Below are 20441 nucleotides of genomic sequence, written 5' to 3' on the forward strand. Positions count from 1 at the left end.
GACTTGCATGTGTTAGGCCTGCCGCCAGCGTTCAATCTGAGCCATGATCAAACTCTTCAGTTCAATACTGCTTGGGTTTTGAGAAAACCCTAAACTTAGCTCAGCAATCGTTGGTTACATCTTTGATTTCTCGCGGAGTAACTTGTGATGCTGATAATCTTGCGACTAGCAGTCTTACCTCACAAGCACCCACACGAATTGCTTGATTCAGTTGTTAAAGAGCGGTGGTTAAGCCTTTCGTCTCAACCGAGGCGGGCATTCTACAGCAGCCTCATTCTTCGTCAAGTGATTTCGAAAATTTCTTTTCAATCTCAACCACTTGCGCCTTCGATCAACATCTAGCTTCTCGTCAGCGGGAGGCGAATTCTACAGCGTTTCAAACCACTGTCAACCGCCTCTTTTACCGCCTTCGATCATCTCGACCGAACCCCTTCAGATTCAAACACTACCTCCTGAAGAGGAGGCGCATTCTACGCAGCTTTCGCTGCTTTGCAAGCCCTTTTTAAATCTAACTTCTTGTTTTATAAGAAGTTTAAGGAGCTACTTACGCCTGAAGAGGTGCGCATTATAGGGACTGGCAAACGAAGGTCAATCGTTTATTGCGCTTTTGTTTCAATACCCGCGAAATCACTGGCTGTAGCCACACAAACCACTAGCGCGCCGCCTGCAGAAACGATAACCCCCTTCTTTAAGCCCAGATAGGGATGCACACATCCATATATAAAAGAAGCGACGTACCCCCCCCCCCGAAGAAAGCGGCACCAGCCGATCAATAGCATTGCTGCATGCAAACAGCCTGACCAGATCATCAGCATCAGGACCAGAAGCCCCCCCCCCAATCATCAAGCACACAGGTGCGATGCACAAAATTTCGCCATAGAACTCAAACAGCCTGAGATGCAGGCCGACGAACACCCCTTGTCGAATCTAAAAATCACCAGATACTGTATATAAAACCAGTAAAGGCGATTCCCCCATGAGCAACGCTCAGATCCTTAGCGAACTACACACCAATTGCACTCACCTTCCATTTTTTGAGGCGCACATTCCCGCCGGCTTTCCCAGTCCTGCCCTGGATCACATGGAACACAAACTGTCTCTGGACGAGCTTCTCGACATCAATACACCACACACTTATGTCGCGCTGGTAAGCGGCGAAAGCATGAATGGCGCAGGAATCTTTGATGGCGATTACCTGATCGTCAGTCGCGCACTGGAAGCAAAGCCGGGCGACATCGTTGTGGCCTGTCTAAATGGTGATGTATTCGTCAAACGTTTGGGCCGGCACCATAAGTCGTATGTGCTGCAATCCGAGCACCCTGATTACGCACCTCGCTACGTACTTGACGATGACGAACTGATGATTTGGGGGGTTGTGAGTCACAGCCTGAGGAACCACCGCCACCATGCCTGAGCCAGTGTTCGCACTAATCGACTGCAACAGCTTCTACGCAAGCTGCGAGCGAGTGTTCCGGCCTGACCTACAGCACACACCTATCGTGGTACTAAGCAACAACGATGGCTGCGTAATTGCTCGCTCTGCAGACGCTAAACCTTTCGTAAAAATGGGGGCGCTATTCCATGAAATCCGTGGCGAACTCGACCGTCATGGCATTATGACTTTCAGCAGCAACTACGCACTCTATGGCGACATGAGCGAGCGAGTGATGAGCATCATAGAAGCGCGCCTGCCGGCCGTTGAGGTTTACAGCATTGATGAGGCCTTTGCCGACCTTTCCGGGATCACGGAGCCACTAGAGCATCTATCCAGAGCACTCCAAAACGAGATCAGGCAGAAAACGGGCATCCCTGTTGGTATCGGTATCGCTGAAACCAAAACCTTGGCGAAACTGGCCAACCATGCCGCCAAACGCTGGCAAAAACAGACCGGCGGAGTCGTCGACCTACGCGATCCGATCCGGCGCGACAAGCTACTTAATATCGTGCCCGTAGGAGAAGTCTGGGGAATCGGCGCACACATGCAAACTCATCTAAACGCACTGGGCATCAAAACCGCCTGGGATTTGGCTAGACATGATGCTCGAGAACTGCGAAAGCGCTTCAATGTGGTGATCGAGAAAACCGCACGCGAACTGCGCGGTACTGCCTGCTTAGCACTCGAAGAAACTGAGCCAGCCAAACTGGCGATCTGCTGCAGTCGCTCGTTCGGCAAACGCCTGAAAACCATCGAACCGATTCAGGAAGCCGTTACTGCATACGCCACCCGAGCGGCTGAAAAACTGCGTCAACAAGGCTCACTGTGTAGGCAGATTCGCATCAGCCTGCGTACCGGTATGTTCAACCCTGCAGAGGCTAAATATGCCAATGGTCTGATTTGCCAGCTGCCCTACCCGACCGACGACACACGCCTGATCATTTCAGCAGCGCGTGAGGGAATAAGCCGGCTTTATCGTAATGGGTTTAGCTATGCCAAAGCTCAGGTACTGCTGCTGGATCTGTGCCGACGTGACGAATACACAAAAGATCTATTTACACCCGAACAAACCATGAGAACCGAGCACCTGATGAAAACACTGGACGCCATCAACGGACGATGGGGGCGCGGGACATTGAAGCCTGCACGAATCACCAAACACACAGAGTGGAGCATGCGTCGGGAGCTGCTATCACCGGCTTACACGACTAGGTGGCAGGACCTGTTTAAGGTTAAAGCACAATAGATTTTTAATCTCAGTAGAGCCCACCACACGATCTCTCATGCCACGACCACTAGAAGCCATGAGATCTCAAGCTTAAATCACTGTTCTCACACCTGTGTTCAAGCCAGACTCGCCTTTGAACATTCAACCTCGGAGACTTTGCCGGTCGCCAAAACATCGTATAAATAGGCCACTATCGACCTCAACACGCAGATGACGTGCACCCTGTGGAGCAAGTCGCCACTGACTGATCGTTAAGCCGATGTTTCACACTGCAACCTCCATATAAAACGAAGGTCAACCCGATGGCTGTGTCAGCGATAAGCATTTTAGAAAAGGTAAATGTCGGGCCAAACTTACGCATTGGAAAATAACCGCCCACAAAAAAGCCTAATCAGCATTAGATGATTAGGCTTTTTTGTAAATATATGGTCGGGACGGAGTGATTCGAACACTCGACCCCTAGCACCCCATGCTAGTGCGCTACCGGACTGCGCTACGCCCCGACTAGGCGTGAATCAGTTTTCTTATACCAGAAAACGTCGCGGACTATACATTAAGCTCCTGAAATGTGGAAACTTTTTTGAATAGAGCGACTATTTTCTAAGCACCATCAACACGTCTTCAAGCTCGGTAATCATTTGCTTGATCAGCTGCTTGTACTGGGTGCTGTCATCTTTAGCTTCATCACCCGAAAGACGCTGACGCGCTCCGCCGATGGTAAAGCCTTGGTCGTACAAGAGCGCGCGAATCTGCCGAATCATCAACACATCTTGGCGCTGATAATAGCGTCGATTACCACGCCGCTTAACCGGGTTGAGTTGTGGGAACTCCTGCTCCCAGTAACGCAACACGTGCGGTTTTACAGCACAGAGTTCGCTAACTTCACCGATGGTGAAGTAGCGCTTGCCGGGTATGACGGGCAGTTCGTCGTTATGACTTGGTTCCAGCATACGCCTCGACCCTGGCTTTAAGTTTTTGGCCTGGACGGAAAGTCACGACACGGCGAGCCGTAATCGGAATTTCCTCTCCTGTTTTTGGATTGCGACCGGGGCGCTGACGCTTATCGCGCAGATCAAAGTTACCGAACCCCGAGAGCTTGACCTGTTCGTTGAGCTCCAGCGCTTGGCGGATCTCCTCAAAGAACAGCTCCACCAACTCCTTGGCTTCCCGTTTATTCAGGCCCAGCTCTTCATACAGACGTTCCGCCATCTCAGCTTTCGTCAGAGCCCCCATACGCTACTTCCTTAACGTGGCGTTGAACCTTTGTTCCAGGGAGGTGAGAATATTTTGCATTGTGGTGCTCACCTCATCGTCATTAAGAGTGCGCGATGGATGCTGCCAGGTCAAGCCAACGGCAAGGCTTTTTCTATGAGGATCAATACCTTTACCGTGATACACGTCAAATAGCTTGAGGTCGGTCATCCATTCGCCTGCAGCTTCACGAATTGCACCGAGCAAATCCTGCGCAGGCACGTCACGGTCAACCAGCACAGCCAAGTCACGCCGCACTTCGGGGAACTTAGACAACTCCTGAAACTTTGGCATAACGCCTTGAGTGATCTCAGCCAGCACCAACTCAAACATAAAGACGGTTTGATCTAGGCCTAGCGCTTTCGACAGCTCGGGATGCATCGCACCCAGGAAACCGACTACTCGCCCTTCGCGCTCGATGCACGCTGTTTGCCCTGGGTGCAGCGCAGCATGTTCACCCGGCACGAAGGTGAAGCTACCGCCCGCGCCTGCACTGGCCAGCAAGGCTTCGACATCGGCTTTCACATCATAGAAGTCGACATCATCTCGACCGTGCGCCCAACCCTCAGCCAGACGACCGCCACAAATTACGCCCGCTAGCATCGGCTCTTGCTTCAAACCTTCGAGCTGCCCAACAAAACGCAAGCCACTTTCGAACAGGCGCACACGCGACTGTTGACGATTCAAGTTGTGTTCAAGCGCCTTGATCAGACCAGGCCACAAGGAAGAGCGCATTGCTGCCATATCGGCAGAAATTGGGTTCGCCAACATCAGCGGCGCAACACCTGGATTGAACAGCTCGAACAACTTGGGATCAATGAAGCTGTAGGTAATCGCTTCCTGATAACCACGGGCAACCAACAAACGACGCAGTGCAGGCAGATCGACTGCAGCCTCGGCTTTAGCTTGCGGAGCCAAACGCGCTTGCGGATAGCGAACCGGCAAACGGTTATACCCATACAAACGACCCAACTCTTCAATCAAATCGACTTCAAGACTGATGTCGAAGCGATGACTCGGCACATCGACTAGCCACTCACCAGCGCCTTGAGCGGTCACACCGAGCCCCAACGCTGTGAGCAGACGCTCAACTTCAGCGCCCTCCATATCCATACCCAACATTTGGCTGATGCGTTCGGCTCGCAAGGTAATTGGCGCAATATTGGGCAAATCGGTGGCACTGGCAACTTCAATGACAGGACCAGCTTCACCACCGACGATATCCAACAGCAGTGCGGTTGCACGCTCCATGGCATGGCGCGCCAGCTGCGAGTCAACACCGCGCTCGAACCGATGCGATGAATCAGTGTGCAGCCCATAGGAACGGGCTTTTCCAGCTACCGCAATGGTGTCGAAGAAAGCACTTTCCAAGAACAGGTCATGCGTTTTAGCACTTACACCGCTATGTTCACCGCCCATCACACCGGCAATAGCCAAAGCGCGATTATGGTCAGCGATCACCAGGGTGTCTGCTCGCAGGCTGACTTCTTGCCCATCCAGCAGAACCAGCTTTTCACCCTCTTCAGCCATACGCACGCGGATACCACCATTGATCTCAGCAAGATCAAAAGCATGCATAGGCTGACCGAGCTCAAGCATTACGTAGTTGGTGATATCAACGGCAGCATCAATGCTACGAATGTCGGAGCGACGCAGACGCTCGACCATCCACAGCGGCGTAGGCTTGGACAAGTCGACGTTGCGCACAACTCGCCCCAAGTAGCGCGGGCATGCTTGAGGGACCAAGACATCAACCGAGCGTACTTCGTCATGGGTAGCCACAACCGGAGCGACAGACACGGGCACCACAGTCGCGCCGTAGATGGCGCCCACTTCACGAGCCAAGCCGGCCAGCGACAGACAATCACCACGATTTGGGGTCAACCCGATTTCGATGCTGGCATCGTCCAAGCCCAGATAAATGCGTATGTCCTGACCAACAGGTGCATCCGCCGCCAGCTCCATGAGTCCACTGTTGTCATCACTGACCTGCAGCTCGGAAGCCGAACAGAGCATCCCCTGGGACTCCACGCCACGCAACTTGGCCTGTTTGATCTTGAAATCACCAGGCAACTCAGCGCCGATCATGGCGAAGGGAATCTTGATACCCGCGCGAGCGTTTGGCGCACCACAAACGACTTGGAATGTTTCACTGCCGTTACTGACTTGGCAGACACGCAACTTGTCAGCATCAGGGTGCTGTTCAGCGTTAAGAATCTCGCCCACCACAACGCCACTGAACTGACCTGCCACAGGCGTTACCGCATCGACTTCCAGACCGACCATCGATAGGCGGGCCACCAACTCATCGCGCGCAACATCCGGATTTACCCAGCTACGCAGCCATTGTTCACTGAATTTCATACTGTCTGTTCTCCTGAACCAATTCGATTACGGAATGCGAGGGCGCTAGCGAAATTGCGCCAGGAACCGCAGGTCGTTATCAAAGAACAGCCGTAGATCGTTAACGCCGTAACGCAGCATGGCCAGACGCTCAACCCCCATGCCGAAGGCGAAGCCGGAATATTTCTCTGGATCAATGCCAGACATGCGCAGCACATTCGGGTGCACCATGCCGCAACCCATGACTTCCAGCCAACCGGTTTGCTTGCACACGCGGCAGCCTTTGCCGCTGCACATCACACACTGCATATCGACTTCAGCCGATGGTTCGGTGAAGGGGAAAAATGAGGGACGGAAACGTACGCCCAGCGGCTTCTCGAAGAACACCCGAAGGAACTCTTCGATGGTGCCCTTGAGGTCAGCAAAGCTCACACCCTCATCGACCAGCAGGCCTTCTACCTGGTGAAACATCGGCGAGTGAGTGATATCGGAATCGCAGCGGTACACACGGCCGGGGCAAACGATGCGGATAGGCGGCTGCTGCGACTCCATGGTGCGCACCTGGACCGGAGAGGTGTGGGTGCGCAGCAACATATTTGCGTTGAAATAAAAGGTGTCATGCATCGCCCGAGCCGGGTGATGACCTGGGATATTGAGTGCTTCAAAGTTGTGATAGTCGTTTTCCACTTCCGGGCCTTCGGCAATGCCGTAGCCAATACGGGTGAAAAACTGCTCAACGCGTTCCAGCGTCCGGGTGACTGGATGCAGACCACCAGAAGTCTGACCACGACCTGGCAGTGTCACGTCGATTTTTTCGGCGGCGAGCTTGGCGCTCAGCGCGGCCTGTTCCAGAGTTGCCTTACGGCTGTTCAGCGCATCCTGAACCTGATCCTTGGCGGCATTGATCAACGCACCAGCTTGTGGACGTTCTTCTGCCGACAGATTGCCCAGGGTCTTCATCACCTGAGTCAATTCGCCTTTCTTGCCCAGATAGTGAACCCGCAATTGCTCCAGGGCATTCACATCGTCGGTGTGGCTAACGGCCTCAAGCGCTTGCGAGACCAGCACATCCAGATTTTCCATTTACAGACTCCAGATACGAAATAGGGGAAGAGCTTAAAGGCTCTTCCCCTATTGGTGACGTTTAGCACCGGGCGAGCCCGGTGATTGTCGGGGACTTAAGCCAGTACGGCTTTCGCTTTCTCGACAATCGCAGCAAACGCCGCTTTTTCGTTCACTGCCAGATCAGCCAGTACCTTACGGTCGATCTCGATGGACGCTTTTTTCAGGCCGGCAATGAAACGGCTGTAGGACAGGCCGTTAACACGAGCACCAGCGTTGATACGAGCGATCCACAGAGCGCGGAACTGACGTTTTTTCTGGCGACGGTCGCGGTAGGCGTACTGGCCTGCCTTGATCACCGCTTGCTTGGCAACGCGGAATACGCGTGAGCGTGCGCCGTAGTAGCCTTTAGCGAGTTTCAGAATTTTTTTGTGACGCTTGCGAGCGATAACGCCGCGCTTAACACGAGCCATGAGTAATTTCCTCTATCTTGACCGATTAACGAACACGCAGCATGCGCGCCACTTTTGCTACGTCAGACGGATGCACCATGGTGCTACCGCGCAGTTGACGCTTACGCTTAGTGGACATCTTGGTCAGGATGTGGCTCTTGAAAGCGTGCTTGTGCTTGAAGCCGTTAGCGGTTTTGAGAAAACGCTTGGCTGCACCACTCTTAGTTTTCATCTTTGGCATGTTCGGATACTCCGCATTCAGTTGATAAACATAACCGCAAGGCCTGCCGTGCCCTGGTGGTTACTTCTTCTTTTTGGGGGCGATGACCATTATCAGCTGGCGTCCTTCCATCTTTGGATGCTGTTCAACGGTGCCGTATTCAGCAAGGTCACCTTCAACCCGCTTCAACAACTCCATGCCCAGCTCCTGATGCGCCATCTCACGGCCGCGGAATCGAAGCGATACCTTGGCCCTGTCCCCATCACTAAGGAAACGTACCAGGTTGCGTAGTTTTACCTGGTAATCCCCTTCCTCCGTCCCTGGACGAAACTTGATTTCTTTAACCTGAATCTGCTTCTGGTTTTTCTTTGCAGCAGCAATCTGCTTCTTCTTTTCGAAGATCGATTTGCCGTAGTCCATCAGCTTGCAAACAGGTGGCACTGCATCGGCAGAAATCTCTACCAGATCCAGCTTGGCCTCTTCGGCCTTAAGAAGCGCGTCTTCAATTGACACAATCCCAAGCTGCTCACCCTCAGCGCCAATTAACCGAACCTCGCGTGCCGAGATATTCTCGTTGATCGGGGCCTTCGGTGCAGCTCGTTTATCTTGTCTCATTTCACGCTTAATAATGATTACTCCAAATCTTGGCGACCACGCCGGGAAACCGCCTGCGCAAGAAATTCAGCGAATTGAGTGACGGGCATTGAGCCCAGATCAGCACCTTCACGGGTACGCACGGCGACAGTTTTCGTCTCAACCTCCCGATCTCCGATAACCAAGAGATAAGGAACCTTGAGCAAAGTATGCTCGCGGATTTTAAAGCCTATCTTCTCGTTCCTCAAGTCAGACTTGGCACGAAATCCGCTTTGATTGAGCGTTTTTTCTACTTCGAGGGCAAAATCGGCCTGTTTATCCGTGATATTCATCACCACGGCCTGAGTCGGCGCCAACCACGCCGGGAACGCACCTTCGTAGTGCTCGATCAAAATCCCGATGAATCGCTCGAACGAACCGAGAATCGCACGGTGCAACATAACCGGCACTTTACGGCTGTTGTCTTCGGAAACGTAGCTCGCTTCCAGGCGCTGCGGCATGTTCGGATCGTACTGCAGCGTGCCGCACTGCCAAGCGCGACCCAGACAATCAAGCAGCGTGAACTCGATCTTCGGACCGTAGAACGCACCCTCGCCCGGCAGGTACTCCCAAGGTAGGCCGGCTTCATTCAGCGCATTGGCCAGCGCCTCTTCGGCGCGATCCCAGAATGCATCATCACCCACACGCTTGGCTGGGCGTGTGGAGAGCTTCATTTTGACATCACTGAAGCCGAAGTCCGCGTAAACCTGCAAGGTCAGCTTGATGAAATCCGCCGCCTCTTTCTTGACCTGCTCTTCTGTACAGAAGATATGCGCGTCATCCTGCGTGAAGCCACGCACGCGCATGATGCCATGCAGGGCACCAGAGGCCTCATTGCGGTGACAGGAGCCAAACTCAGCCAGACGCAGCGGAAGCTCGCGGTAGCTCTTGAGCCCCTGATTGAATATCTGTACGTGACATGGGCAGTTCATCGGCTTAATTGCGTAATCGCGACTTTCCGACTGAGTGGTGAACATGTTGTCAGCGTAATTGCCCCAGTGCCCGGATTTTTCCCACAGCACACGATCAACCACCTGCGGCGTACGCACTTCCTGGTAACCGTTGTCGCGCTGAACACCACGCATGTACTGCTCAAGCACCTGATAGATAGTCCAGCCATTGGGGTGCCAGAACACCATGCCCGGCGCTTCTTCCTGGGTATGGAACAGATCGAGGCGCTTACCGATCTTGCGATGGTCGCGCTTCTCGGCCTCTTCGATACGCTGGATATAAGCCGCCAACTGCTTCTTATCAGCCCAAGCCGTGCCATACACGCGCTGTAACTGCTCGTTCTTGGCATCGCCGCGCCAGTAGGCACCGGACAACTTGGTCAGCTTGAACGCTTTGAGGAAGCGCGTATTCGGCACATGCGGGCCACGGCACATGTCGACGTATTCTTCGTGGTAGTACAGACCCATGGCCTGCTCGTCCGGCATGTCTTCAACCAGACGCAGCTTGTACTCTTCACCACGAGCGGTGAAGACATCAATAACTTCAGCGCGTGGCGTCACTTTCTTAATGACGTCGTAGTCCTTCTCGATCAGCTGCTGCATGCGCTGCTCGATTGCAGCCACATCATCTAGAGTGAAAGGACGCTCGGATGCGATGTCGTAGTAAAAACCTTCTTCAATGACCGGACCGATCACCATCTTGGCAGTGGGAAACAGCTGCTTGACCGCATGACCAATCAAATGCGCGCAGGAGTGGCGAATGATTTCCAGGCCTTCCTGATCTTTTGGCGTAATGATTTGCAGAGTTGCGTCGCTATCAATCAGATCACAGGCATCAACCAACTTGCCATTGACCTTGCCAGCTACCGTGGCCTTAGCCAGGCCAGCACCAATAGATTGCGCCACCTCGAGTACGGATACCGGGTGATCGAACGAACGCTGACTGCCGTCGGGAAGAGTAATGATGGGCATGGCGCCTCCTCTCCTAGTGGTGACCTCTACCAAAGGCCACATGGGTTGGGATGAGCCAGTAAGCGATGCGGCGGTAAACCTGCCTTACAATGGCAGGAGCTTTTCAGCCAACCAAAACCGAACCGGGGTCACTGGAGGTTTGAAACAACGATTAACCGCACGAATGCTTGCAGAAAGCCGGGCCTGCTGGCAAGAACCCAATAAAAAAGGGCCGCCTAAGCGACCCTTTTTCTACCAAATTTGGTAGGCACGATTGGACTCGAACCAACGACCCCCACCATGTCAAGGTGGTGCTCTAACCAACTGAGCTACGTGCCTACGATGGGTGCGCATTCTACGGCCGCGCAAAAAACTGTCAACCTATTTTTTACGCTAACTGTCTGAATAACTGAATTTTTTACTGTTCTACAGCGCGTTTAATATTTCGCACAGGCCACTAGCCGGGCATTTTCAACTCAGGTAGCATCTGCCCATTCGTAAAAAATAAAGAACAGAGGTTGCAAAATGGCGCACACAGCTTATCCACAATCCTATTACGCGGCCTCCGCCAATCCGGTACCGGAGCGCCCAGAATTGAATGGTGAAGTCGAGACTGACGTGTGCATCGTCGGCGCGGGCTACACCGGTCTATCCACCGCCATCGCCCTGCTTGAGAGTGGCTTCAAGGTCAGCATCGTCGAGGCGGCCAAGGTCGGTTTTGGCGCATCGGGTCGTAATGGCGGTCAGATCGTTAACAGCTACAGCCGCGATATCGACGTGATCGAACGCAGTGTCGGCCCCAAGCAAGCAAAGCTGCTGGGCGATATGGCGTTCGAAGGCGGCCGCATCATTCGCGAACGCATCGCCAAGTACAACATCCAGTGCGACCTCAAGGACGGTGGCGTCTTCGCTGCTAACACCCCTAAGCACATGAAACACCTGGAATCGCAGAAAAAGCTTTGGGAACGCTACGGCCATACTCAGTTGGAACTGATGGACGCCAAGCGCATTCGTGAAGTGGTGGACAGCGACGCCTATGTCGGCGGCATGCTCGACATGAGTGGCGGCCACATACACCCGCTCAATCTGGCCCTGGGTGAAGCGGCTGCCGTTGAGTCGCTGGGCGGCGTGATCTATGAACAATCCCCCGCTATCCGCATTGACCGCGGCGCCAACCCTGTTGTGCACACGCCCAACGGCCGGATTAAAGCCAAGTTCGTGGTCGTCGCCGGTAACGCCTATCTGGGCAACCTGATTCCGGAGCTGTCGGCCAAGTCGATGCCGTGCGGCACCCAGGTGATCACCACCGAACCCCTGCCCGCTGAGCTGGCGAAAAGCTTGCTGCCGCAGGATTACTGCGTCGAAGATTGCAACTACCTGCTCGACTACTACCGCCTGACCAGCGATAAGCGCCTGATCTTCGGCGGCGGCGTGGTCTACGGCGCACGCGATCCGGCGAACATCGAGGCGATTATTCGCCCGAAAATGCTTAAAGCCTTCCCACAGCTGAAGGACGTGAAGATCGACTACGCCTGGACCGGCAACTTCCTGCTGACCCTGTCGCGCCTACCGCAGGTCGGCCGCCTGGGCGACAACATCTACTACTCGCAGGGCTGCAGCGGCCACGGCGTGACCTACACACACTTAGCCGGCAAAGTGCTGGCTGAAGCCCTGCGCGGCCAGGCAGAGCGCTTCGACGCCTTCGCCGATCTGCCGCATTACCCCTTCCCCGGCGGCCGCCTGTTCCAAGTGCCATTCAGCGCTCTGGGTGCCTGGTACTACACCCTGCGTGACAAGCTGGGCGTCTAAAGCACAGCCCGCAAACAGAAACGGCACCTTAAGAGGTGCCGTTTTGCATTATATATTTCGACGATTTTACAGCTGCGCATCCGGCCAAACCTGACGCGCCGTGCGCAACGCCCGCTGCGCCGCAGTCGCACGACCTTGCTTTTGCAATTCCTGCGCGGCCGCCATCCACGTCTGTTTGTTTGGTTGCGCAGGCAACTGATCGGTAGGCATGACCAATACAGCCCAGCGCCCCGCCTCACCCCACGCATCGTCGAAGCTAGCAAAGCTGGTGTACCAACGCCGGGTGTTGCCAGAGCGCAGCACCAGTGTGCGCTCACGCTGGTCATAGCCAACCAGCAGAGCAAACTGCGCGCCCGGCCCGCCAAATAAACGATCCTGCATCACCAGCACTGGATGCCCTGCCGACACTTGCTGCATCAGCGCATCCAGATTACCCGGCAAGGGGTAGACCAGCAGATCATAAGAGCGAGCCGCCGCTTCAAGGCTGACTTGCGCGCTTTGTCCCTTGGCCAATTGCTGAATGCGCTCATCCACCAGGCCGGGGCTACTGATCACACCATGATGATTGAGTAACGCCGCCAACGCCGAAGGCCCGCCCTGCGCATCACTGAGTTGAAAAAACGGCACATCAGCCAACTCGACCCGCTCGGGCAAGCGCTTGGTCTCAGGCTGCAACTGCGGCCCACCAGCACAGGCAGCGAGCAGAAAAAACAGGGCTACTGGCAGAAGCTTTACTACGCGCACAGACTGAAACATCACTCACCCACTGGCTTGTTTGTGGCGCAGAGCATAACGATGAAGTGCCGATGCCCCAACCTATCTGCGCAAAATGCCGAGCTTCCGGCAGACAGTGCTCAAGTCACACGCACAAACGAAACCATCTCCAGGCCGATAAACAGCCCGGCATTGCAGCCAACGCTGCCTTTACCCCGCACACCACCGATTTACGACCGCCGCCCTTGCGCTCGCCGTCAAACAAACAGCCCCCCAATACCCAATAACTTTACACCTGCCAGCACGCCTCTAACCGCGCTTTCTCGGCGCGTCTTCGTTGCGTCGATGATGGATTGGGCATATTCACTCATGCCGGGAAACCGTCCTAGATCCATAACCACCAGCCTTCAGCACCTGTAACCGGCCAGAAGCGGACGTTTTACTCGTGGCGGGATAACCCTTTAGAAGGATGCATTGCGATAGACCTCCTCGCCGCCAAGCAAAGTCCAAAGAACCTTGGCTTTGCCGAGCTGATTAATTGGCAATTTAAAGATGTTCTGATCGAGCACAATAAGATCGGCTTGTTTGCCCACTTCCAGCGAGCCGGTGTCCTTTTCTTGGCGCAGGGTATAAGCCGCATCCAAGGTGTAGGCCTTGATTGCGGCTTCCAGGTTCGGCAGACCACGTTCACCTAAGCTCAGGGCGTTCTGCATGATGCCCAGGGGCGAAAGCGGGTTGACGTCCCAGTCGGAGCTAAGGGTGACACGCGCACCGGCGTCATACAGTTCGCGCATGGGCAGCATCGCGTAGGCGCGCTGGCCGATCATCGGCTCGTTGCTTTTCAGAAATGACGGCGTGAAGTACGGGCTTGGCTGGAAGTCGGCGATCACCTCGAGCTGTCCAAAGCGCGGGATGTCTTGCTTGGCCACCAGTTCGACGTGGGTGATGCGGTGACGGCCTTGGCCGCCAGTGGCATCGATAGCGTCCAGGGCATCGCTGACGGCCTGGTCGCCAATGGCATGGATATGCATATCGAAACCGGCCTTGGCCAGTTCGCGGCTGTAGCGTTCGAGACGCCCAGGACTGAAGTAGTACAGGCCTTTCGCTTCGACCCCTGGCAGATTCTGGTTATAGGGCCGCTGCAGGCGGGCGGTGGTGTTGTGGATGATGCCGTCGACATAGAACTTGATCTGGGTGACGTGCAGCAGGCTGTCGGCGGAGCCTTCGTCATACAAGGCCTTGAGCTCGGCCAGCTGTGTGTCATCGTCCCGCGTCGGGTAGGCCCACAGGCCCAGCGTGGTGCGCGCCGTCAGCTCATCATTGCGCGCCGCCCGCTGCCAGGCCTGCATATGCCCGCGCTGCCAGAACACCCGTGCATCAGCCACCGAAGTGATGCCATTTTTTGCCAGCTCGTCCTGCCCGGCCAGCACCGCCTGGTAGTAGACCTCTTCGAGCGCCTTGGACGGCGGCAATGCCCTGTCCAGGGCTAGATCGCCAGCGTTATCCAGCAGCACACCGGTGGCCTCGCCAGCCGCGCCACGTAGGATGATGCCACCCTCCGGGTTCGGCGTATCGACAGTAATGCCGGCCTGCTCCAGCGCCTTGGAGTTGAGCCAGTAGGCATGCGAGGTTTCTTCCATGATCGCCACCGGGCGGTCGCTGACAATGCTGTCGAGCAGTTCGCGCGGAGTTTTCTGCTGATCCAGCAGGCTGTGCAGGGAAAAGCCCCAGCCCAGCAGCCAGTCGCCGTCGTCCTGTTTATTGCAGGCGGCGATCGCCTGCAACCACTGCTGCACGTCATCCGCTGGCTCGACCTTGCAGTCGCCCTGGGCCTCGGAGGAGGCATCCAGCACGTGGGCGTGGGTGTCCTGGAAGCCCGGCAGCACCAAGCGGCCTGCGAGGTCGACGGTTTCGGTCTCGTCATCGACATAGTCGGCGACATCCTCGTCATCGCCGATGGCGACGATGCTGCCGTCTTCATCGATCACCATAGCGCTGGCCCAGGGCCGCTCTGCATTGACGGTGTAGATCGTGGCGTTGTGCAGCAATAGGGTGGCGGATTGATCGGCCAGCGCCAGGTTGCTGCCGAGCAGCAGAACCAGCGCCAGGGAATGTGAGCTGCGCATGGGCAAGGCCTCGTCGTAATGCGCACCAGCCTCGTCAGCCGGCACAGGGATAAAACACAAAGCCGCTACCGCCAGGGCTGGCGATAACGGCGGCGTGCTGCAGAAAATATAGCCGTGCACGCACGGCTGTGCCGGGCTTAGAGGATATCCAACGGGTAGGAAGTGATCAGGCGGAATTCATCGTTATCCGCCCCGGAGTTGGTGGCGTTCATAGCGTCATTACCGCGGTAAGTGGCTTGGCGCAGGGTGAAGGACAGGTCCTTGGCCGGGCCGTTTTGCAGCACGTAGGCCACCTGGATATCGCGCTCCCACTCCTGGCCATCCTCCAGCTCGTTGTAGAACGCGTAGGCACCTTCGGCGTCGGCCGCGCGGCCGTCGGCACCGCTACCGCGGACGTAGCGAACCATAAAGCTCAGGCCTGGCAACCCGAAGCTGGCGACGTCGAGGTCATATTGCAGCTTGTAGGACTTCTCGCCCGGGGCGTTGAAGTCGGCGAACTGCGAGGAGTTGGCCAGCCAGATGGAACCGGCCGGGTTGAACTTGCCGTCGCCGGTTTCCACCCCCAGGTAGTCGAACGGCGTATCACCGTTTACCCGCTGGTGGGCGAAGGTAAAGCTGTGCGCACCAGCGACCAAGGCCAGCGCCACGCTGTAGGCGTCGGTGTTAATTTCGCCGGCCGTGGCATCGCCACTGTCGTCGGTTTTGTAATAGGCGATGCTGGTATTCAGCGCAGTCTCTTCGCCCAGCGGCAGGCTGTGGTAGAGGTCGGCGTAATACTGCTGCCATACGTCTTGGTACTTGGAGGCATGCAGGCCGCCAGACAAGGTGTCACTGAAGCTGTAATCGGCACCGACAAAATCGGCACGCTGGAACGCGGTCTGGCCGTAGGTGGTGCCCAGATTACCGTCCTGGTTGGTACTATTTTCAGCATTGCCGGAAGTGAAGTGACCGCCTTGCAAGGCCAGGCCGCTGATCTCGTTGCTGGTGACCAGGCCACCGGTAAAGTGCTGCGGCATCAGGTACAGATCGCTGTAACCGAACACAGGGCTATTGGGTTGCAGGTTGCCGACTTTCAGCTCGGTTTCGGAAACCCGCAGTTTGACTGCACCACCGGCCAGACCGTAGGCGTCTTCACCTTGGCAACTGCCGGTCAGATCGTCGCAATGATTGCTGCCCGGAAACACGTTAACCCCGCCCACACCGCCAGTGCCACCGGTACCCGCGCCGCCGGTCAGGCGCACCGCGCCATTGGCAAACGCGTCCACGCCGAAGCCCACGGTGCCCTGGGTAAAGCCCGAGGTGTAGGTGAGCATGGCGGCATGCCCCCACTCGTTGATCGCGCCTTGGTTGGTGTTGACGCCATCGTTAAAACCGTCGGCAGCATTAGCGGCGGCGTTATTGTTGTTTTTGAAGTTGCGATTGATCGCCACGTTGCGATTCAGCAGGTTCAGCTGGCTGTCTTCGATAAAGCCCTTCGACTGCCCCTGGCTGGAGTCGGCCAGGCCGCGCGCCAATTGCTCGACGGCTACTTCATCGGCGGCGTTCGCCAACTGCAGGGTAGCCACCGAGATGGCCAGCGCCATGGCGCTGCACGTCTTAATTTGCATGAGAGGTTGTTCCTTATTATTGATTTGGATACGGGCCGTTCACGGCCTCAGGCACTCAATTCGAGTAACCGCTGGGCCAGCGCCATAAACCCGGGAATAAAAACAGCCATGTCGCGGCCAAAATCCACCTGTACTGACGGTAAGCAGCCAAGCGCGTGCACCAACTCGCTAGCCTCCGAACGACCTAGCGCACAACCACGACACAGCTAAATAAGGGGCTACACAAAACCCCTCAGGAGCAAAAACGCACTCAGACCGCCGGCATGTTCTTAGTCACGCAGTGGATACCACCGCCGCCACCGGCGATCGGGTCGATATTCACCTGTACCACCACGCGCCCCGGATACAGCTTGGCCAGCAGGTCCTTGGCGAATTTGTCGGCGGCACTGTCGCCAAACTGCGGCACGATCACCGCGCCATTGATCGGCAGGTAGTTGATATAGCCGGGGGCGAAATCCGGGTTGTTCTGGGTGTAGACGTTACTGCGTTTTTTCAGGGGCGGCGGGAGGGTATGCACCACCAGCTTGTTGCCATCGGCATCGGTGGCGGCCTTGAGGATATTCAGGTGGGTGCGGGTCACCGCGTAGTCGTAGGACTTGGGGTCGTTATCGAGGTTGGCGATCACCACGCCTTTAGAGGCGAAGCGCGCATAGAAGTCGACGTGGGCATCGGTGATGTCCTTGCCCTTGATCCCCGGCAGCCAGATGATCTTGCGCAGTCCTAGGTTGGCTTTCAGCTCAGCCTCTATCTGCGCCTTGCTCATGCCCGGGTTGCGGTTGCTGTTGACCCAACAGCTCTCGGTTATGATCGCCGTGCCATGGCCATCCACCTCGATACCACCGCCCTCGCCGGTCAGCTGGCTAGCGATATAGGTGGCATAGGTTTCGTAGCTCAGCGCATCGGCAACCTGGGTGTCGTTGCTCGCCGTCTGCTTGCCACCCCAGCCGTTGAAGTTGAAGTCGACCAAGCCGCGACCGCCCTGACCGTCAACCACGAAGCAGCCGCCGTAGTCACGTACCCAGACATCGTCCAGTGGCATGGTGAGGAACTTGATATTGGTGGTGCCGCACTTGCTCTTGGCCAGCGCCAGCTGGTTGGCCCGGCACAGCACGGTCACCGGCTGGTACTTGGCAATGGTCTTGGCCAGTAGCGCGATGCAGTTGTTTACCGGGGTCGCCCAGTCATCCCAGACTGCCGCGCTGGCAGCGAACGCCAGGAAGATTCGCTCCTGCAGTTCGTTCTCGTCCGGCATGTGCCAGCTGTTGCCCAGCGCGGCGCGCACCTGCGGCGCGCTCAGGCCGATGCCCATGGAGGCGACGACGCCCAAACCTGCGGCGGCCGTCAATTGTTTGATGAAATCACGACGTGTAGACATGGTGCTGCACCCTCTCTTTTTTATGATGGATACCCGCCGGTCAACGCCCTTCGCAGCGTCCGGCAAGGCCCTCCATGGCGTGCTGCTCCTGCCCGCCACAGGCGGTTGCAACGCGTTGCTCTTGCTGCCGGCCGCAACGGCCTTGACTTCTGGTTTGGCGGCAACTCGCACCTGTTGTTATCTCCGTTGCGGCCGCACGCTACCGCCTGACCGCGCCGATGGCGCGGCAGTTGGCAACAAGGAACGGGCGACGGCTAACAGGCAGGCGGTAAAGCCTAGAGATCGGTCTTGAAGGTGCTCCAGGTGCGCATGCGTGCGCGCATGTCGCGCTGCGGAATGTCCTTGCCGGGAATCAGCCGCGCATAGGTGGCCTCATCGGCATAGATATCCGGGTTGTTGCGCATGTCTTCAGCCACCAACGGCCGGGCCTTGGCGCTGGACGTTGGATAACCGGTGGCATTGCTGATCGCCGCCATGTTCTCCGGACGCATGATGAAATTGATCAGCGCGTAGGCATATTCCGGATGCTGGGCATCGGCCGGGATGGCCATGGTGTCCATCCAGATGGTGCTGCCCTGCACCGGGATGCGGTAGCCAAAGGTCCGACCCGCTTTCGCCTCATCCGCCGTGCGCTGGGCCTGGGTCATGTCGCCGCTGTAGCCGAGCGACAGGCAGATTTCACCGTTGACCAGCTGGGTGACCGGCTGCGACTGGAACTTGCGCACATAGGGCTTGATGCTTTTCAGCAGCGCCAGCGCCTCAGCCAGGTCTTCCGCCTTGCCGCTGCGAGGCTCATGCCCGAGGTAGTTGAGCACCACTGCCAGCACTTCGTCCGGCGAGTCGATCATCGAGATGCCGCAGTCGGCGAACTTGGCGGCCAGCTCCGGCTTGAACAGCATGTCCAGGCTATTGACCGGGGCATTGGGCATGCGCTGCTCGATCATCTGGGTGTTATAGGTCAGGCCAATCGAGCCCCAGGTGTAGGGCACGGTGGCATGCCGCGAGTAGGGGTACTTGGTCTGCAGGTTGCGCAGGCCCCGCTCGATGTCATCTAGGTGTTCGAGTTTGGACGTGTCCAGCTTCTGCAACGCACCGGCACGCATCAGCCGTTCGGCCACGGTGTCACCCGGGAAGATCAGGTCATAACCGCTGCGCCCGGCCATCATCTTGGCCTCCAGCGTTTCGCTGCCTTCCATGACGTCGTAGATCACCCGGATGCCGGTCTCCTTGGTGAAGTTGTTTAGGGTCTCCGGTGCGAAATAGTCAGCCCAGTTGTAGAGGCGCAGAGTCTTTTCTTCGGCCCGGCCCCAGGCCTGGGCACAACCCAGGGCGAGGCTCAGCGAAGCGATCAGTAAGGCATTACCAGATTTCATCATCAGACTCCTTGGTGATTCCAGCGCACGTGGGTTTGCCGTCCGTCCAGGCCCAGCAGCGGGCCGTACATTTCCGGGCGACGATCTCGGTAGATGCCCCAGGTCTGGCGTTCTTCGCCCATCGCGGCCAGATCGAGCTCGCGTACCAGCACACCCGTGCTGTCGCGATCAGCCTCGGCGAGCAACTTGCCCTTGTGGTCGGTGATAAAAGACGAGCCGTAGAAGCTCATCTGCAAGGCTGGATCAGTGGTCGCCACCTCTCGGCCGACGCGATTGGCGGCGATCACCGGCATGATGTTGGCGGCAGCATGGCCACGCTGAGTTAGCTGCCAATGGTCGCGCGAGTCCAATGCCGCCGCGCCCGGTTCGGAGCCGATGGCGGTGGGAAACAGCAGCACCTCGGCGCCCTGCAAGGCCAGGCAGCGCGCAGTCTCGGGAAACCACTGGTCCCAGCAGATGGCCACGCCGATGCGACCGAAGGCGGTATCCCAGACGCGAAAGCCGCTGTCACCGGGGCTGAAGTATTCCTTCTCCTGGTAACCAATGGCGTTAGGAATATGGGTCTTGCGGTACACCCCAAGCAGACGGCCATCGGCATCAGCCACGCTCAGCGAGTTGAAGTAAGCGTTGCCGGCCTTCTCGAACCAGGACAGCGGCAGCACTACACCGAGCTCCTTGGCCAAGGCGGCGAAGCGCTTGAGCACGCGGCTCTGGCTGTATTCCTCGGCCAGCGCCAGGTGCTTGTGGTCCTGCTCGATGCAGAAGTACGGGGTGGCGAACAGCTCCTGCAAGAGGATCAGTTGCGCGCCCTTGGCGGCCGCCTCGCGCACCAGGCGCTCGGCCTGATCGAGGTTCTGCTCAAGGTTCCAGCTGCAGGCGAACTGGGTGGTGGCGACGGTCAGTTTGCTCATC

General features: G+C 56.8%; 17 protein-coding genes and 2 tRNA genes. 3 read left to right on the forward strand and 16 right to left on the reverse strand.

Annotated elements, in window-relative coordinates; all coding sequences use genetic code 11:
- Positions 1 to 976 precede the first annotated feature (976 nt).
- Together HCI85_RS00010 and umuC are read left to right on the forward strand one after the other, a co-directional pair.
- The gene (locus tag HCI85_RS00010; RefSeq protein ID WP_160084739.1) at positions 977 to 1414 is read left to right on the forward strand and encodes a LexA family protein; all 438 of its coding nucleotides are present in this window, start codon (positions 977 to 979) and stop codon (positions 1412 to 1414) included.
- Positions 1407 to 2681 (forward strand): translesion error-prone DNA polymerase V subunit UmuC, encoded by a 1275-nt coding sequence (gene umuC / locus HCI85_RS00015; RefSeq protein WP_167140877.1) that lies wholly within the window; start codon positions 1407 to 1409, stop codon positions 2679 to 2681. Before HCI85_RS00010 ends, umuC begins: the two co-directional genes overlap by 8 nt.
- A 408-nt stretch (positions 2682 to 3089) precedes the next feature.
- Here umuC and HCI85_RS00020 read toward each other — a convergent pair.
- From HCI85_RS00020 to HCI85_RS00065, 10 genes are all read right to left on the reverse strand, one after another.
- Positions 3090 to 3166: transfer RNA gene (locus tag HCI85_RS00020), tRNA-Pro, on the reverse strand.
- Between the two features lie 90 nt (positions 3167 to 3256).
- Entirely contained in the window at positions 3257 to 3613 is a 357-nt protein-coding gene (locus HCI85_RS00025; RefSeq protein ID WP_160084741.1) for a MerR family transcriptional regulator, read from the reverse strand.
- Entirely contained in the window at positions 3594 to 3896 is a 303-nt protein-coding gene (gene ihfA / locus HCI85_RS00030) for an integration host factor subunit alpha (RefSeq protein ID WP_003243414.1), read from the reverse strand. Before ihfA ends, HCI85_RS00025 begins: the two co-directional genes overlap by 20 nt.
- Positions 3897 to 3899: 3 nt before the next feature.
- Positions 3900 to 6278, reverse strand: a complete 2379-nt coding sequence (pheT, locus tag HCI85_RS00035) for a phenylalanine--tRNA ligase subunit beta (protein ID WP_167140879.1) — start codon at positions 6276 to 6278, stop codon at positions 3900 to 3902.
- Between the two features lie 45 nt (positions 6279 to 6323).
- A complete protein-coding gene (gene pheS, locus HCI85_RS00040) occupies positions 6324 to 7340 on the reverse strand; it encodes a phenylalanine--tRNA ligase subunit alpha (protein WP_090256188.1) in 1017 nt (338 codons plus the stop codon).
- Positions 7341 to 7435: 95 nt separating this feature from the next.
- Positions 7436 to 7792 carry a 50S ribosomal protein L20 gene (gene rplT / locus HCI85_RS00045; protein ID WP_040069108.1) on the reverse strand — a complete coding sequence of 119 codons (357 nt, stop codon included), beginning with the start codon at positions 7790 to 7792 and terminating at the stop codon, positions 7436 to 7438.
- A gap of 25 nt (positions 7793 to 7817) precedes the next feature.
- Complete coding sequence (gene rpmI / locus HCI85_RS00050) at positions 7818 to 8012, reverse strand: 50S ribosomal protein L35 (RefSeq protein ID WP_079202156.1); 195 nt, start codon at positions 8010 to 8012, stop codon at positions 7818 to 7820.
- 60 nt (positions 8013 to 8072) lie between these two features.
- The gene (gene infC / locus HCI85_RS00055; protein ID WP_169852835.1) at positions 8073 to 8624 is read right to left on the reverse strand and encodes a translation initiation factor IF-3; all 552 of its coding nucleotides are present in this window, start codon (positions 8622 to 8624) and stop codon (positions 8073 to 8075) included.
- A complete protein-coding gene (gene thrS / locus HCI85_RS00060) occupies positions 8624 to 10546 on the reverse strand; it encodes a threonine--tRNA ligase (protein ID WP_167140881.1) in 1923 nt (640 codons plus the stop codon). The genes infC and thrS overlap by 1 nt, the downstream gene beginning before the upstream one ends.
- Before the next feature lie 241 nt (positions 10547 to 10787).
- Positions 10788 to 10864 (reverse strand) — tRNA-Val (locus HCI85_RS00065).
- Between the two features lie 186 nt (positions 10865 to 11050).
- Here HCI85_RS00065 and HCI85_RS00070 point away from each other — a divergent pair.
- A complete protein-coding gene (locus HCI85_RS00070; RefSeq protein ID WP_167140883.1) occupies positions 11051 to 12334 on the forward strand; it encodes an NAD(P)/FAD-dependent oxidoreductase in 1284 nt (427 codons plus the stop codon).
- Between the two features lie 66 nt (positions 12335 to 12400).
- Here HCI85_RS00070 and HCI85_RS00075 read toward each other — a convergent pair whose 3' ends face one another.
- The 6 genes from HCI85_RS00075 to aguB form a co-directional block, all read right to left on the reverse strand.
- A complete protein-coding gene (locus HCI85_RS00075; protein ID WP_167140885.1) occupies positions 12401 to 13090 on the reverse strand; it encodes a PA2778 family cysteine peptidase in 690 nt (229 codons plus the stop codon).
- A gap of 419 nt (positions 13091 to 13509) precedes the next feature.
- A complete protein-coding gene (locus tag HCI85_RS00080) occupies positions 13510 to 15174 on the reverse strand; it encodes an amidohydrolase (protein ID WP_167140887.1) in 1665 nt (554 codons plus the stop codon).
- A gap of 137 nt (positions 15175 to 15311) precedes the next feature.
- Positions 15312 to 16781 carry an OprD family porin gene (locus tag HCI85_RS00085; protein WP_167140889.1) on the reverse strand — a complete coding sequence of 490 codons (1470 nt, stop codon included), beginning with the start codon at positions 16779 to 16781 and terminating at the stop codon, positions 15312 to 15314.
- Positions 16782 to 17031: 250 nt separating this feature from the next.
- Positions 17032 to 18156 (reverse strand): agmatine deiminase family protein, encoded by a 1125-nt coding sequence (locus HCI85_RS00090; RefSeq protein WP_160084748.1) that lies wholly within the window; start codon positions 18154 to 18156, stop codon positions 17032 to 17034.
- Positions 18157 to 18431: 275 nt separating this feature from the next.
- Positions 18432 to 19529 carry an extracellular solute-binding protein gene (locus HCI85_RS00095; protein WP_167140890.1) on the reverse strand — a complete coding sequence of 366 codons (1098 nt, stop codon included), beginning with the start codon at positions 19527 to 19529 and terminating at the stop codon, positions 18432 to 18434.
- Between the two features lie 2 nt (positions 19530 to 19531).
- On the reverse strand, positions 19532 to 20440 hold the full coding sequence (aguB, locus tag HCI85_RS00100) for an N-carbamoylputrescine amidase (RefSeq protein WP_160084750.1): 909 nt from the start codon (positions 20438 to 20440) through the stop codon (positions 19532 to 19534).
- Between the last annotated feature and the right edge of the window lies 1 nt (position 20441).

Source organism: Pseudomonas sp. OTU750018, from assembly GCF_011636575.1.
In the GTDB taxonomy this organism is placed as follows: Bacteria; Pseudomonadota; Gammaproteobacteria; order Pseudomonadales; family Pseudomonadaceae; genus Aquipseudomonas; species Aquipseudomonas peli.

Coding starts and splice junctions, on each gene's coding strand:
- HCI85_RS00090 (WP_160084748.1), bottom strand. CDS start 18,156: ATGTCTACACGTCGTGATTTCATCAAACAATTGACGGCCGCCGCAGGT.
- HCI85_RS00080 (WP_167140887.1), bottom strand. CDS start 15,174: ATGCGCAGCTCACATTCCCTGGCGCTGGTTCTGCTGCTCGGCAGCAAC.
- HCI85_RS00075 (WP_167140885.1), bottom strand. CDS start 13,090: ATGTTTCAGTCTGTGCGCGTAGTAAAGCTTCTGCCAGTAGCCCTGTTT.
- aguB (WP_160084750.1), bottom strand. CDS start 20,440: ATGAGCAAACTGACCGTCGCCACCACCCAGTTCGCCTGCAGCTGGAAC.
- umuC (WP_167140877.1), top strand. CDS start 1,407: ATGCCTGAGCCAGTGTTCGCACTAATCGACTGCAACAGCTTCTACGCA.
- HCI85_RS00070 (WP_167140883.1), top strand. CDS start 11,051: ATGGCGCACACAGCTTATCCACAATCCTATTACGCGGCCTCCGCCAAT.
- rplT (WP_040069108.1), bottom strand. CDS start 7,792: ATGGCTCGTGTTAAGCGCGGCGTTATCGCTCGCAAGCGTCACAAAAAA.
- thrS (WP_167140881.1), bottom strand. CDS start 10,546: ATGCCCATCATTACTCTTCCCGACGGCAGTCAGCGTTCGTTCGATCAC.
- HCI85_RS00085 (WP_167140889.1), bottom strand. CDS start 16,781: ATGCAAATTAAGACGTGCAGCGCCATGGCGCTGGCCATCTCGGTGGCT.
- HCI85_RS00095 (WP_167140890.1), bottom strand. CDS start 19,529: ATGAAATCTGGTAATGCCTTACTGATCGCTTCGCTGAGCCTCGCCCTG.
- pheT (WP_167140879.1), bottom strand. CDS start 6,278: ATGAAATTCAGTGAACAATGGCTGCGTAGCTGGGTAAATCCGGATGTT.
- rpmI (WP_079202156.1), bottom strand. CDS start 8,012: ATGCCAAAGATGAAAACTAAGAGTGGTGCAGCCAAGCGTTTTCTCAAA.
- pheS (WP_090256188.1), bottom strand. CDS start 7,340: ATGGAAAATCTGGATGTGCTGGTCTCGCAAGCGCTTGAGGCCGTTAGC.
- HCI85_RS00010 (WP_160084739.1), top strand. CDS start 977: ATGAGCAACGCTCAGATCCTTAGCGAACTACACACCAATTGCACTCAC.
- HCI85_RS00025 (WP_160084741.1), bottom strand. CDS start 3,613: ATGCTGGAACCAAGTCATAACGACGAACTGCCCGTCATACCCGGCAAG.
- ihfA (WP_003243414.1), bottom strand. CDS start 3,896: ATGGGGGCTCTGACGAAAGCTGAGATGGCGGAACGTCTGTATGAAGAG.